The sequence below is a fragment of the Mucilaginibacter sp. P5_A4 genome, assembly GCF_056400605.1.
The window spans coordinates 85,163-100,531 of sequence record NZ_JBFUKX010000006.1 but is presented as its reverse complement, the minus strand read 5'-3'; the positions used below and the strand labels follow the sequence as shown (position 1 = coordinate 100,531).

At 41.9% G+C, this 15,369-nt stretch carries 9 protein-coding genes; 5 read left to right on the top strand and 4 right to left on the bottom strand.

All coding sequences use genetic code 11. From position 1 onward, the window contains the following. Positions 1–69 precede the first annotated feature (69 nt). Positions 70–906: a fumarylacetoacetate hydrolase family protein gene (locus tag AC1DQW_RS06075; protein ID WP_477453262.1), complete on the bottom strand. Its 837-nt coding sequence runs from the start codon at positions 904–906 to the stop codon at positions 70–72. 73 nt (positions 907–979) lie between these two features. Further along, a complete protein-coding gene (locus AC1DQW_RS06070; RefSeq protein ID WP_477453261.1) occupies positions 980–1,171 on the bottom strand; it encodes a hypothetical protein in 192 nt (63 codons plus the stop codon). Between the two features lie 177 nt (positions 1,172–1,348). Between AC1DQW_RS06070 and AC1DQW_RS06065 the strand changes: the two genes are divergently transcribed. Next, positions 1,349–2,242, top strand: coding sequence for an AraC family transcriptional regulator (locus AC1DQW_RS06065; RefSeq protein ID WP_477453260.1), 894 nt, complete (start codon positions 1,349–1,351; stop codon positions 2,240–2,242). Then, entirely contained in the window at positions 2,239–3,765 is a 1,527-nt protein-coding gene (locus AC1DQW_RS06060) for a gluconokinase (protein ID WP_477453259.1), read from the top strand. Before AC1DQW_RS06065 ends, AC1DQW_RS06060 begins: the two co-directional genes overlap by 4 nt. Positions 3,766–3,796: 31 nt before the next feature. Here AC1DQW_RS06060 and AC1DQW_RS06055 read toward each other — a convergent pair whose 3' ends face one another. Next, entirely contained in the window at positions 3,797–3,943 is a 147-nt protein-coding gene (locus tag AC1DQW_RS06055; RefSeq protein WP_477453258.1) for a glycoside hydrolase family 3 C-terminal domain-containing protein, read from the bottom strand. 643 nt (positions 3,944–4,586) lie between these two features. On the opposite strand from AC1DQW_RS06055, the gene AC1DQW_RS06050 reads away from it, so the two are divergent. The 3 genes from AC1DQW_RS06050 to AC1DQW_RS06040 all read left to right on the top strand — a co-directional run bounded on the left by AC1DQW_RS06050 (position 4,587) and on the right by AC1DQW_RS06040 (position 12,962). After that, complete coding sequence (locus AC1DQW_RS06050) at positions 4,587–7,754, top strand: SusC/RagA family TonB-linked outer membrane protein (RefSeq protein WP_477453257.1); 3,168 nt, start codon at positions 4,587–4,589, stop codon at positions 7,752–7,754. A 21-nt stretch (positions 7,755–7,775) separates the two neighbouring features. After that, positions 7,776–9,335, top strand: coding sequence for a RagB/SusD family nutrient uptake outer membrane protein (locus AC1DQW_RS06045; protein ID WP_477401863.1), 1,560 nt, complete (start codon positions 7,776–7,778; stop codon positions 9,333–9,335). A 63-nt stretch (positions 9,336–9,398) separates the two neighbouring features. Beyond that, on the top strand, positions 9,399–12,962 hold the full coding sequence (locus AC1DQW_RS06040) for a VCBS repeat-containing protein (RefSeq protein WP_477453256.1): 3,564 nt from the start codon (positions 9,399–9,401) through the stop codon (positions 12,960–12,962). Positions 12,963–13,126: 164 nt separating this feature from the next. Here the strand turns inward: AC1DQW_RS06040 and AC1DQW_RS06035 are convergent, their stop codons facing one another. Next, on the bottom strand, positions 13,127–15,265 hold the full coding sequence (locus AC1DQW_RS06035; RefSeq protein ID WP_477453255.1) for an FG-GAP-like repeat-containing protein: 2,139 nt from the start codon (positions 15,263–15,265) through the stop codon (positions 13,127–13,129). Between the last annotated feature and the right edge of the window lie 104 nt (positions 15,266–15,369).

The window sequence follows — 15,369 nt, the reverse complement described above, 5'->3', positions numbered from 1 at the left end:
AGATTGATACTATCGGAAATTCCCCATTCGTTAACACCAGAAGCGGTTCACCTCCGAAATCCATACTCATTATTTCCCTACCTGGTTTGTAAGTGTGCCTATGTTACCTATAGTAATATGTATCACGTCACCATAGTTAAGCGTAAACGAATCAGGCGGTACGATACCAGTGCCAGTCATGAGGTATGCACCTGCAGGGAATGACATCTCCATAAAAAGATAATGGGCAAGCTCCTGGTGCGTGCGCTTCATCCTGCTGATCAAAATGGCATCAACAAACACTTTAACATCACCTCTCCATATTTCAATTTGAATTTCGGTGTCCGGAGAAATGGGTGTGGCCGGCACGTAAAGACATGGGCCAACCGCTGCTGCACCGGCGTATGATTTCGCCTGAGGAAGATATAAAGGGTTTTCTCCTTCGATATCTCTTGAGGACATATCATTGCCGATCATATATCCCTCAATGGTACCTGCGCTGCAAATGAATATTACCAATTCCGGTTCCGGAACGTTCCATTCCGAATCTTTCCGGATACGAACGGTACCGCCAGGCCCAACTGCACGATATGCTGAAGATTTAAAAAAAAGCTCAGGACGTTTTGCGCTGTAAACCCTCGCATAGAAATCGCCTCCACCGGCATCTTTAGACTCTTCCATGCGGGCATCTTTGCTGCGCATATAGGTGACGCCTGATGCCCATATTTCCTGATTGACAATAGGGGCGCATAATTGTTCTAAATCATGAGCAAGCAAAGAGTCGGCTGTGATACTTTGGATGTCATTTAAAACCTCGCGGTGCAATACTTCGCGGTTTATAAAACTGTCCCAGCTCCAATCCGGTGAACTGTAAAGCAAGCCGGCGTATTTCACAATAACTTTATCGTTGGTCTTAAATATATGCATAGCTATTTATTACTATCCCGCGTTTGTGCGGTAGTTATTCATTATCAAAAAATATCTTAGATCGGTTTGTTGGTTATCTACAAAGAATGCCAAATGAAATTGCTTTATCTTCTAAAAAAACGTAGCGTTGATTTTTGCACAAAAAACTTTGGGCAAAACCCTGCGCCGCTTCACTGCCCGGCTGAACTTCACAAAGTAACCTCTGGGGCAACGGCAGTTTTTTTTTAAGCCAGTAAGAGGCAAATAACGAGCCGGTAATATTCATAAAAGTTGAAAAGATGATAATATTAAACCGGGAAAATACCATTAAAAAACAGCGATGGTTTTTATACAACTCTTAGTTTTATATTATGTAAACTTGCTTTTTCTGGTATCACATTAGGTTCCAGAATATCTGTCGCAGTACAGAGATGGCAGCAACGCATACCAATTATTATCCTGGATGAATCAATTGATACTTCAGCAGGGGGCATCGAAAGAACTTGTACATTTTCCGCATATTCTGGAGTTTGCCCACAAAAAGAACAGCATTATCCAACTTAACTCCTTTAAGAGTAACGTTACGGACTGCATTTGCCTGTACTATATTTTAGAAGGAAAATTCACTTGGATAATTGATTCACAAGGTCATACCTTATACCCTGGTGATTTTGCAATAGTATTGCCCGGGCAACGCATTGGCGGGGAAAGCGGAATATTAAACATAGGTACATTATTCTGGATAAAAATATCCACCGAAGATTGCGGAAAGCTTTTGCCTGGCAAATGGAGCGGGCTCACAAAAAAGGAAAAATTATCTATTAACCAAATTTTGATGGTAAATAAGCAACAGCTTGTTTTAAAACTGAAAGAAGCGCACACATTAATGCAAAACTTACAGTTGGAATTGCAAAACGAGGAAGTAGGCTTTTACACACGTGTAAACCAGTTGCTTGATGAACTTTTTGTGTTGATCAGCCGTCAATTGATCAGGCAAAACAACTCCAGAAGAGACTTCCCTCAAACATTCTTAAAACTGGAGCAAACATTGCGGCAAAATCTTGCCCATCAATGGACAGTGGAAGAAATGGCTGCACTGATTGGCATGGGCACTACCGCTTTTACCGAAAAGGTAAAAAACTATTCCGGCTTTTCGCCCTTGAATTATTTGATCAATATCAGAATAGCCGAAGCAACCAAACTGCTAAAAAAAAACCAGGTAAATGTTACCGACATAGCACTGAACACCGGCTTTTATTCGTCGCAGCATTTCTCCACAACCTTTAAAAGACTTACAGGGTACACCCCAAGCGAGTTCAGGAAAAATAAAACATCAGATCATCAACATACATCATGAATTGTATCATCATAATAGAAATGGGCACGGCCGCTGTGCGGGTTTTCGCCTTTGATCTTTCCGGCAATTTAATCAGTTCGTCAAAGGGGCATTACCCTACCTTTCATGAGCAGCCTGACCATAGCGAGCAGGATCCGGAGCAGATGTTTATTACCATGCTCTATATTTTAAAAAATCTGCTCATTGATGAGATATACCCTAAAAAGTATACCGTGACCTGTATTTGTTTTGGCTCGTCTATGCATAGTTTGCTGGCGGTGGATAAAGATGGCATCCCATTGGGCAACGCCATAACCTGGGCAGATAACAGGGGCAAAAAAGAAGCTGCGGAACTTAAACAAAGCAGTTTAGGCGAAGAGATTTATAAAGCCACGGGAACACCAATCCATCCGATGTCGTCGTTGATAAAAATTGCCTGGATGAAAAATAACGAACCTGAGAAATTCGGGTTGGCGAGAAAATTCATGCCTATAAAAACCTATATCATTCAACAACTGACGGGTGCGTGTGTGATAGATTATAGTATAGCTTCTGCAACCGGGCTAATGAATATCCATAATTTAGCCTGGGACCAGGCCGCGCTGGAGTTTGCAGGGATTACACCGGAAGAGCTACCCGATTTGCACCCGGTTTTCTATTCGGGCGTAGTGCTAAAAAAAGAATATCAAAGGGTTTTAAAATTGTTACCGACCGTCAAAATCCTGATTGGATCCAGCGATGGTTGCCTGGCCACCCTGGGTGCCGGTGTATGGGAAAACGGCATGGCTACAATCACCATTGAAGACAGCGGCGCATTCCGGATCATAGGCGATAAAATAATAGAAGATCCCCAACAGCAAATTTTCAACTACCTGCTTACGGAGAAGCATATCATTACCGGCGGGCCTACAAGTAACGGAGGGGTAATATTCAATTGGTTTACCAAACAATTTGGCGATTTTCGAAAAGCTTTTGATGTCGACCAATCAATGGAAATGTTGATAGAGGAAGCCGCAAGCGTCGAAGTCGGTTCGGGGGGCTTAATTTTCCTTCCCTTTTTGCATGGCGAACGGGCCCCTATTTGGAACCCAAATTCCAGGGGATGTTATTTCGGCGTAAATATCCGACATGAGCGCAAACATTTTATACGGGCCACCATAGAAGGGATTTTATACGAGATGTATAGCATTGGCCGCACACTGGAAAAGCACCGTCATATCGAAGGTCTGTCTATCAATGGTAGTTTTGCATCCATCCCGTTTTGCACGCAAATCATTGCAGATATATTTAACAAGCCGGTAAGCACGCTTAGTCATGGCGACAGCATAGGCAAAGGTGCATTCCTGTTAAGTGCGACCGAAATGGGCATTTATCCTTCTTTAGAGGAAGCCTCAAAAACGGTGACCATGCACCAAACCTATTTACCCAACGCCGAAAACCACCACATATATGCGCAATACTTTAAAGTATTTGAAAGTTTAATAACAAAAGTGGCCGATGAATTTGATGTTATTTCTGATCTGCAACAACGGTATAGTCAATAAACATAGTGTCCTGCCGATAATAATAAAAGCCTCAATAACATAATACCGTACTACTCACCGCACCCGGTAACCTGTCCGATGGATTGTAATTGCCAAAAAGCACGTCGGCTATGGCTGCACCTGCAGTCTGCACGCCATACCAGCCGTTTATTATTGCAGAGATGTGTTGCTTCACCATGCCTTCGGACGATAATTCACGTTTTAACCTTTGCAGCAAGGGCGATTGATCATGAATATGGTTTAAGTTGACATATGTTGTGTTTTTATGATAAAAAATTGGTTACCTCAATCTACTTCAAAAGTAATTTTACGCTTGCAAAGCTGCTACAATTCTAAATCAGGTAGCTGCTAAATTAAAACCAATAAAGCCGACCGACAAGTTCTGTCAAGATTTCGATTTAAGTTTTATTAAGGCTTGATCGACCTGTATACTATGGTTTCGTCGTATTCAGGAAAGTACAAACCGGTCCGGCTCTACAATCGATTGCAACCCTTTTATGAGACATATTTATGAGAAAATAAATCAAAGATTTTGTTTTGCCGGTCACAGATCATGGCCCGCAGTAAACTATACCGGTATCAATATCATGGATTCTATTACTAATAAATTCAATCCCGATACAGGCTACCGGCTAAGCAACTAATTAAGTAAACCGCTCTTTATTAAAACAAATGAAGTCTTCTTCAAACCGTATGGTTTATTATTTCAGATGAGTTAATTCATCTGTCACCTAACCATTACATAATGCAAAGACMTGTTTGATATAAGTGCTAAGCTTTACCAATTTTTCAACCAATGTTTTCAATTAACAAACCAAACTATGAAAAAAAAATATTTACTAAGCACTTTCATGAGAATGACGGTTATAATAGTATTTATAAGTATTACTATTATAAATTCCACGTTTGCTGCTAATGACCTGGCTCATTTGCGGCATACAGATCCTGATGTAATAAAATTAGCCATAAGCAAGATTATAACGGGTAAAGTAACCGATGAGAATGGTTCAGGATTATCGGGTGTAACTGTTACATTGAAAGGCACCACCACCGCTGTCGGAACCGACAACAATGGCGCATTCCGCATTGAAGTACCTAATGACCAGGCAGTACTCATTTTCAGCTTTATAGGCTACGCATCAAAAGAAGTTTCTGTTTCAGAAAAATCGGTGATTAATGTATCGTTAAAAAATGACGCTAAATCATTAAACGAAGTAGTCGTTGTAGGTTATGGAACACAAAAACGTGCCAACGTAACGGGTGCTGTTTCGTCCGTGAGCAGCAAAGCAATATCAGCTTTACCTGTTGGCGGCGTGGATCAGGCTTTACAAGGCCGGGTGGCCGGTTTAACGGTTACCAATAATGGCTCGCCGGGCTCCGCGCCAATTGTGCAGATACGCGGTGTAAGTTCGGTAGGTTACGGATCTGATCCATTGTATATTATTGATGGTTTTCCGGGTTCTATCGGCAGTCTTGATCCAAGAGATATACAATCAGTTGATGTACTTAAGGACGCGAGCGCCGCGGCGATTTACGGTTCACGAGCAACTAACGGCGTTATTATCATCACAACCAAGAAAGGTTCCAGTGGTAAAGTTGTGTTAAGCTTCGATTCATATGCGGGATTTCAGGAAGTTACTAAAAGGTATAACCTTCTTAATACAAGCCAATATGTACAATATGAAAGGGCTTTGAATGGAGCAGCCGGAATTGGCATACCGCCGCGTTTACAACCGGCAAACTTTAATCAGCCTATTTATGCGGGTTCTTCGCAAACCTTCGCCCAAACCAATACAGACTGGCAGGATGCCTATTTCAAAAAAGGAATTGTGCAGCAGCATGCTGTTTCCTTAAGCGGCGGGAATGAGAATTCACGCATATTTACATCTGCCAGTTACTTTGATCAGGATGGTATTACCGTTGGAACTAATTTCAGCCGTAAAAGCTTCCGAATGAATTCTGATCATAATCTGAACAAGTTTATTACGATCGGCCAAACATTCAATGCCTCGGTAACCCGCCAACGCTTTGGGATTCCCCCAGGCAATAGAACGCCCATTACCAATGTAATAAGGATGCAGCCATACATACCTGTTTACAATCCAAACAATCAAGGCGGTTTTTTTGGCCCTCAAAGCAGTTTTGACGGTGCCGACCCTGTAAACCCGGTAGAACAGGCACTAATTAACGAAAACCGGAATTTTGGTATTGGGATACGCGGCAACGCTTATTTAACGGTTAAGTTTACGCCGTGGCTTAAATTCAATTCTACCTACGGCATTGATTACGGAACAAACAGGCAAGAACAATACACCCCGATATACAACGATGGTGGTACTTCAAGCAATCCACTTGCTTCTATAACAGAAAATACCGGATCTAGCACCACTACGCTATATACGCAACAATTAACTTTCGATCACACCTTCGGCAGCAAACACCACGTTTCGGCCCTGGCAGTTTACGAAGTGCAAACCAACCGTAGCGATAGTCAAAATTCTTTTGGCAACCAAAATAACAACATTATTCGCACGCTGAACAATGCTACCAACACCACCACCAATTATACTTATGGCACTAACGTACTTCATTCATTAGTAGGCCGGGTGGGGTATGATTTTGAAGGAAAATATTTAATTTCCGGTTCAATACGCCGCGATGGCTTGTCGGTTTGGGCCCCGGGTCACAAATATGAAAACTTCCCTGCGGCTTCTGTTGGCTGGAAGGTTGACCAGGAAGACTTTATGAAGAATTTTAAATCAGTAAGTGAGTTGAAATTACGGGCCGGATACGGTGTTACCGGAATAAACGGAACTGTATTGGGAAATTATCCTTACGTTTCCAATGTATCTGCGGGCGGCACAACATATCCGTTTGGCAACCTGGCAACGGGTGCAAACTCTGGTAATGGCTCTTTTTACAGTGCATTAAGTAATTATTTTCTTCATTGGGAAATAACCAAATCAACAAACATTGGTTTCGACCTGGGCCTATTTCAAAACGCGTTTACCCTATCGGCCGAGGTTTATAAAAGAAAAACTGAAAACTTAATCTTAACTGTGCCGGTACCACCCAGCGAAGGTGTTGGCGCCCCGCTGGCAAATGTTGGCTCGATGCAAAACACCGGGTTTGAAATAACTGCAGGTTACCACAAAACAAACGGCGACTTTAAATATGATATAACAGGCGTGTTTGGATTAAGCAGAAATAAGGTTACTACATTAACAGGAGCTGCAAATGGTACTATAACTGCAGGCGGTGATGCTGATTTTGGTGGCGGCGGTCCGCTCACCAATACCTCGGTTGGCCAATCTATCCAGTATTTCTACGGCTATTTGGTAGAGGGCATATTCCAAAATGCATCTGATGTAAGCAGCCATGCTACTCAAACAGGTGCTGCTCCAGGCGACCTGAAATTTAAGGACATTAATAATGATCATGTAATTGATGCTAATGACAGGGTTAACCTGGGCAGTTACCTACCTAAGTTCACCTATTCATTAAATTATTCGGCCAGTTACAAGAATTTTGACCTTGCCTTATTTTTCCAGGGAGTATATGGCAATAAAATATTTAATGCCGAAAAAATCATCGCTCAAGGTATGTCGAGGTTGTTTAACTCAGATGTCAAGGTGCTAAACGCCTGGACGCCTACGCATACCAATACTGATATTCCAAGGGCTATTTCAGGAGACCCTAACTCGAATGTAAGGCCATCATCCCGCTGGGTAGAAAACGGCTCATACCTCCGTCTGAAAAACCTCCAGTTAGGGTACAATTTGCCAACGCAGTGGCTTAAAACGGCCAGCAACAATTTAGTAAGCAAAGTGAGGATCTATTTATCATCAACAAACCTGTTCACCATTACAAAATACACCGGGCTTGATCCTGAGGTCGGCTCCAAAAACGGAACGCTTACAAATGGTATTGACTATGGTCAATATCCTTCGCCAAGGGTGTTCCAGGTAGGTTTACAGGCAACATTTTAACAATCATTAAATTGATATATTATGAAACATAAAAAAATTTATTTATTGTCAACCGTTATCTTACTAACCATAACGGTGATTGTATTGTCCTGTAAAAAAACAGCGTTAAATACATCTGACCCTAATAACCTTACTACCGCCAACTATTATAAAACGGCAGCGCAATTAAAGTCAGGGGTTAACGCCATATATGCGGTTATGCATCAAAACAACCTCGTATCCCGGGAATGGTATTACCTGCACGACACACGGAGCGATGAGGTAGCGCCAGGCGGCGGACAATTGGAAGCTCCAAGGCTCCAATTGATCAACAATACCGACGATCCTACAAACTCTGTGATGAACTCTGTTTGGAATGGCTGGTACACGGTAATATTCCGTGCAAATGTTGTAACAGATAATGCCCCAAACGTTACAGATAACGTAGCCGACGCGAAAAAATCAGTTGGAGAGGCAAAATTTCTGCGTGCCTGGGCTTATTTCGACCTGGTTAGCATGTGGGGCGGGGTTCCACTGGTAACATCAGTTCCCAAAAGTCCTACCGACTTTAAACCACGCGCCGATGTTGCCGCCGTATATGCGCAGATAGTTCAGGACCTAACAGATGCAGCGGCAGTATTACCCGGTAAATCGTCTACTGATAAAGGTAGGGCCACGGCCGCCGCCGCTAATGCTTTGCTGGGCAGGGTATTAATGCAACAAGGTGATTATGCCAACGCTAAAGCTGCATTCCTTAAGATACCTACCAGTGGAGCCGATGGCTATTCATTAACTGCCCGTTATCTTGATAATTTTGAGTTAGCCACCGAATTTAACAATGAATCAATTTTTGAAGTTGTGTTTGTGGATAAAGGAACTAATGGTTACAACTGGGGTGGCGAAAGCGCAACTGAAGAGCAGTCAACAGTTAGAAATCAGGAATACTGCCCTGTTGCATGGAGAAACCTTATTCCTTCAAACAAATACCTGAATGAATTTGAAAACACAGCTACGGGTGCAGTAAAAACAGACCCCCGTTTTTCATATAGTGTTTATCAGAGCGGCGACGTTTACAACAATGGCCAAAGCACCTTAACTGATGCCGATCAAAACGGTAATTCTTCGGTGTTGAACGGCGTTACCAAAAAGATTAGCTGGCGTAAATTTATGATCATATACCAGGAAAGTGCAAGTACTGCAGGCTTCCACCCCGGAGGTAACAACCAACGTATTATACGCTATTCAGAAGTTTTACTTAACCTTGCTGAGTGCGCTAATGAAACGGGCGACATAGCCGGAGCTGTAGCTTACCTTAATCTGGTGCGCGCAAGGCCAGATGTTGCTATGCCCCCCTATCCAACAGTTCAATTTCCAGTTGCTTCCAAAAGCGACGTGGTTAAAGCCATCATGCACGAAAAAATGGTAGAGTTGGGCGATGAGCAAGTACGTAACATCGACATTTTAAGATGGCGCAAGAAGGCGTATTTCACGACCGAGCCGATTGCCGGGTTCCATGCCAACAGAGACGAATTATTACCTATACCTCAAGCTGAGTTGGACAATAACCCTCTTGTTGCAGGGCACCAAAATCCCGGCTATTAATTTATTAAACCAATTCTTAAAGCAGGCGGCCCGTAAGCCGCCTGCTTTTATTAATGTTAAATTATGAAAATCCTCCTTATTGGTTTTACTGTAGCCCTACTAATTTCTTCCTGTAAAAAACACACGCTATTTGAGCAAATACCATCTTCTGCTTCGGGCATTACGTTTAATAACCTGATTACAGAAAACGATTCGATTAATCCTATCGATAATGCCACTGTATATAATGGAGGAGGCGTTGGCATAGGTGATTTTAATAACGATGGGCTACCGGATATTTACTTTGTGGGTAACATGGTGCCGAATAAGTTATATATTAACAAAGGTAATTTTAGGTTTGAGGATGTTACTGCGACAGCAGGCGTAGACGGCAAAGGACGTTGGGGAAGGGGTGCTTCTGTAATTGATATAAATAACGATGGCTTGCCCGACATATACGTATGTAATTCGTTTGCCAATGATCCCCAAAAAAGGCAGAACTTGTTGTATATAAACAAAGGGGTTAATAAAAATGGGGTTCCTGTATTTAACGAAGAAGCAAAGGAATACGGGCTTGATATCCAGCTATTTTCTACAATGGCCGGTTTTTTTGACTATGATAATGATGGCGACCTTGACATGTATTTGACCGTTAACGAGCCTAACCCCGCCGAATTCCCCAACCAGTTCAGGCCGATTGATACCGCCGGCAACGGCAGAAGCATGGGACGATTGTACCGGAACGATTGGGACGCGAAACTTAAACACCCTGTGTTTAAGGATGTATCATTGGCAGCGGGCATTAAGATTGAAGGGTACGGACATGCTGCAACTATCGCCGATATCAACCTGGACGGTTGGAAGGACATATATATTACAAACGACTTTCTGTCGAATAATATATTGTATATCAATAATCATGATGGCACTTTTACCGACAAGTCGAAAGCGTATTTTAAGCATACATCTTTCAATGCAATGGGTCAGGATATTGAAGATATCAATAATGACGGGCTGGCCGACATATTTGAACTGGACATGAATCCTGCTGATAATTATCGAAAAAAAATGATGTCGGGGCCAAGTAGCTATAATACCATTCAAAATTTCGACCATTATAGGTATCAATATCAATATGTCCGGAATACCCTTCAGTTAAACCAGGGTCCGTCTATAGGAGAAAATAACCAGGTCGGTAACCCAACATTTAGCGAAATTGGCTTTTTAAGCGGTGTGGCCCAAACAGACTGGAGCTGGACCCCGATGATAACCGATTTTGACAATGACGGTTACCGCGATATTATTGTTACCAACGGTTATCCCCGCGACGTAACCGATCATGATTTTATTGCTTACAGATCCAATGCATTTTTGATAACGCCGAAGAAGGAAGTTCTCAGCCAGATACCGTCAGTCAAAATTCACAATTACGCCTTTCGTAACCAAAACGGTTTGCAATTTAAGGATGTGAGCATGGACTGGGGCCTGGGTATTTTCTCCTTTTCGAATGGTGCAGTGTATGCCGACCTAAATAATGACGGCACAATGGACCTTGTAATTAATAATATCAATGACCAAGCGCTAATTTATAAAAACACCGCCGTGGAGGATAAAGAAAATGTGCACCATTACCTCAACATAAAGTTTAAAGGGCCAAATCAGAACCGCGAGGGAATCGGAGCTTTTGTGGATATATATTATCAGCACGGTTTACATCAGGTTTACGAAAACAGCCCCTACAGGGGCTACCTTACCAGCATTCAATCTGTAGCACATTTTGGGTTAGGTGAATGCAAAAAAATAGACTCGGTAGTTGTTAAGTGGCCGAACAAATACAGACAAACATTTTTAAATGTAAATGCAGATCAAACTTTGTTTGCAAATGTTAATAATGCTAGTCAAACCTATACCTGGGTAAATCCGGTACAACTAAAAGCCCCGTTATTTACTAATATCACGGGCAAAAGCGCGGTTAAATACATCCATCGCGACACGGATTATACAGACTTTAATATTCAAAAGCTTTTGCCTCATAAGCTTTCAGAATACAATCCTGCGCTGTCAGCAGGCGATATTAACGGCGATGGCTTAGATGATATAGTTGTCGGTGGAAATTTGACAGAGCCGGCACAGATCTTTTTTCAACAAAAAAATGGCACATTTATACAACGGGGCCTTTTAGAAAAAAAGAAATACGATCGCCCCTATCTTGACGGAGGGATTCTCATTTTTGATTCAAACGGTGATAAATTTCCTGATGTATTAATCACCGGCAGTGGTTATAAAACCCCGGCAAATGATCCTGCATACCAGGACCGCTTATATACTAATGATGGCAAAGGTCATTTTAAGCTTGCGAAGGATGCTTTACCGGTGTGTTTTAAAAGTAAGTTGTGTGTAAGGGCTTTTGATTATAATAACGATGGCAGATTAGATCTCTTTATTTCAGGGCGCGTGGAACCATGGAGATATCCCGAACCGGTGAATAGCTACATTTTAAGAAATGACACAAAGGACAGAAAGGTAAAATTCACCGATGTAACTAATGACGTTGCTCCAGACCTAAAAAAGATTGGGTTGATATGTGATGCCATTTTTAGTGATTTTGACAACGATAATAAAACAGACCTAATATTAGCAGGAGAATGGATACCGCTAATTTTCTTAAAAAATGTAGGTGGACAGTTTGTAAACATTACAGCAAAAAGTGGCGTTGGCAATAAACCCGGATGGTGGAACTCAATAATTGCAGGGGATTTCAGGCATACAGGCAGAATGGATTACATAGTTGGAAATGTAGGCTTGAACACCCTTTACCAGGCCAGCGACGAATTCCCGGCTTTTATAACAGCAAATGATTTTGATAAAAGAAACAGGTTCGACGCATTTCCATCATTATTTCTTCCTGGCAAAGATGGTATACAACGGGAATATCCAGCAAATGTGAGGGATGATGCTTTTAAGCAGATGATTAGTTTACGGGTAAAATTCACCAATTATCATTCATATGCCGAGGCTACTATGCAGGATGTGCTTAGCGCCGACCAAATGAAAAATGCGCTGCGGCTTAAAGCCACCGAGTTGAGGTCCTGCTATTTCAGGAACGACGGCGAAGGTAAGTTCACAATAACCCCTTTGCCTCTTGAAGCACAGGTTTCGGCATTAAATGGGATGGTGGCCGACGATTTTGACGCGGATGGCAATCTCGATTTATTGATTAATGGAAATGATTTTGGTACTGATGTTTCAATTGGAAGATATGATGCTTTAAATGGCTTACTGCTGAAGGGCAACGGCAAGGGTAGTTTTGCCTCCTTATCAATTGCGCACAGCGGAATATATTTACCTGGTGATGGAAAAGCTCTTGTAAAATTAAAGGGTGCAAACAATAATTATTTGATGGCTGCAAGCGAACATTTGGGGCCACTCCGGATTTTTCAATTGAATGCTAAGGCATCCATGTTAAAAATAGGTGATACAGATCAAAGTGCCTTAATAACGTATAAAAATGGCAGCCATGCCAAACAGGAATTTCACTATGGCAGTTCGTTCATTTCCCAATCCTCCAGGTTTATGCTCATTAATGATAAAATAGCACAAGTATCAATAAAAGATTATTCGGGGAAAACCAGGCTTGTCAAATTTTAGTTTAAATATCGTTGTTGGGTATTATTTGATCAGCTGTATTTAACAAGGGAGTTTCTTAACAGTGCAAATCTAAATCATCGGCCATGACATCCTGAATGATGATTTAGATTCGCCTTTTTATATTCAAGCGCGCACAATATCCTTACTTAAATATATCTTCGCCATTACATATCAGCCATTTGCATCTGCATCGCCGGCTCACCTGTGTTAAATTTAAGCACCTTCAAATTAAGTGGTGTTAACTTGCCATCCTCAGCTATTTCCAGGAACTGATTAGGCTTTGTTTTTTGAAGATGCTGCACTGTACCACTCCCTGCCCAGCGAATTTCGATATCGATGATACTGGCCTGCCCTACTCCTATTTCTTGCCGAAGCGGAGATGAGCCAAAGCTTCCACCGGAATTTACATCTTTAAACACACTTCTTTGTAAGCCATGCTCTGTAAAGGTGACCTTGATTCGTGAACCGATCGCACACCTGTTTGACCTTTTACCAACCAATTTTAAACGTATCCAATTATTATTATTTTGGCCCGGATTAAGGTATAGCGCACTTTTGTAGACATCGCCTATATAGGCCCCGCCCATTTCGATAAAAATATCCTGCAGGCCGTTATTCCTGAAATCGGCAAATGATACACCATGCCCTTTTTGCAAATTGCCGGTACGTGATGAACTGGTTACATCTGCAAATTTTTTGCCACCTATATTCCGGAAAAGTTTATTGGGTATAAGCGATCCAAAATCCGGGTTGCCGGTACCAAAATAAATATCCGGATAGCCGTCATTATCAATATCACCAAAATTACCTCCCATGCTAAACACTACCTTATTCAGCCCTACATCACGGGTTACATTTGTAAATGTACCATCGCGGTTGTTCTTAAAAAGAAAAATATTGCCATTATCTGTCACGGGGGTACCCAAAGCCTCTAATGCGGCATAATAACCCAAGGTTGTACTAAAATTGTAACTACCAATCAAAATATCAGGCCATCCATCATTGTTGTAATCATAAAACCAGGTGGTAAATGTATTTTGTTTGATATTGATGCCCGCTTTTTCGGTAACATCCTCAAAACCTACGTTGTTCCCTCCTTTACATTTATTTTTCAGCAAATATTTTCTTCCGCTCATGGTAGATACAAAAATGTCAGGCCAGCCATCGTTATTATAATCTGCAGATGTTACACCCTTCACAAAATCGTTGATCTGGCAATGGGCTTTTTGGGCCATTTCGTTAAAAGTACCATCATGGTTATTTATATAAAGTGCCGATGGATGGTTATTGTTAGGGTTAGTTCCGTCATGGCTTTCCATCCCGATAAAAACATCAAGCCAGCCATCGTTATTGAAATCGGCCCACACAGCAGTTTGCGTAGGATGCATAAATTTGAGGCCGGCTGCAATGGTAACGTCGGTAAACCTGCCATTGCCGTTGTTTTTAAGCAACGAACTTGGCTGGTTGCCAAAACCATCCAGAAGCCAGCCTCCCCGCATTATAAAAATATCAGGCCGGCCATCGTTGTTATAATCGGTTTGTTCAATATTAAGGCCGCCAACCACGTCTTGCAAGCCACTTTGAGTGGTACGGTCGCTGAAGGTACCATCACCGTTATTATGAAAATAGTGCATATGATCTTGCAGATCCATTCCTGTAGTAATAATGTCTATATAACCGTCGCCGTCAAAATCATCGGCTATGGAGCCGCCCGCCCTGCTATTCAGGTTTATACCAACATTTGCTGCTACATCTGTAAATGGCTTCACTTTATATGGTCCATCGTCGGCATTTAAATTAGGGATCAAATATTGGGCAGGAACTTGATCTGGATAACGACCTAATGTCATATAAGCTACATTTAACAGCCACCGTGACTGGGCATCGTGGGAGTTACTTTGCAAAATGTTCTCCAGTGTTTCAATTGCCTGCCGCGATCCTGTTTGAACTTGATGTATGCCTACTCCTTTAATAGGGAATATGCACGATGAGCCGTTATGACCGAGCATACAATTGGCACGTTCTCCCAAACGCATATAGGCCACCGCCTGATCAGGTTTTATATTTACGGGGTTCATGTAAGGTGGCAGCTTTGCAATTTTTGTGTATATATCAACGGCCTGCTGTTCATGACCTTCCTGTAATTCAAACAAAGCTTTTTTTGTCAATAATTGAACATCATAGTTTGGCGAATCAACCTTTAACATCGAATCGCAGGCGGCAAGCCGGGCATCGGAGCTAAAGATGTTTTGAGGATTATAATTTCGCTTTTTGAGCTGTTGTAGCAAGTCTGCCATTCTCATCGGGGAATGTGGTTTACATGAAATTATTAAACCACAAATAGCTAAAGCAAAAAACCTGGTCATTCTTGCAAATCGTGATAACATGATAAATTATTAAAAAATCG

Coding starts and splice junctions, on each gene's coding strand:
- AC1DQW_RS06075 (WP_477453262.1), bottom strand. CDS start 906: ATGCATATATTTAAGACCAACGATAAAGTTATTGTGAAATACGCCGGC.
- AC1DQW_RS06070 (WP_477453261.1), bottom strand. CDS start 1,171: ATGAATATTACCGGCTCGTTATTTGCCTCTTACTGGCTTAAAAAAAAA.
- AC1DQW_RS06065 (WP_477453260.1), top strand. CDS start 1,349: ATGAATCAATTGATACTTCAGCAGGGGGCATCGAAAGAACTTGTACAT.
- AC1DQW_RS06060 (WP_477453259.1), top strand. CDS start 2,239: ATGAATTGTATCATCATAATAGAAATGGGCACGGCCGCTGTGCGGGTT.
- AC1DQW_RS06055 (WP_477453258.1), bottom strand. CDS start 3,943: ATGGTGAAGCAACACATCTCTGCAATAATAAACGGCTGGTATGGCGTG.
- AC1DQW_RS06050 (WP_477453257.1), top strand. CDS start 4,587: ATGAAAAAAAAATATTTACTAAGCACTTTCATGAGAATGACGGTTATA.
- AC1DQW_RS06045 (WP_477401863.1), top strand. CDS start 7,776: ATGAAACATAAAAAAATTTATTTATTGTCAACCGTTATCTTACTAACC.
- AC1DQW_RS06040 (WP_477453256.1), top strand. CDS start 9,399: ATGAAAATCCTCCTTATTGGTTTTACTGTAGCCCTACTAATTTCTTCC.
- AC1DQW_RS06035 (WP_477453255.1), bottom strand. CDS start 15,265: ATGAGAATGGCAGACTTGCTACAACAGCTCAAAAAGCGAAATTATAAT.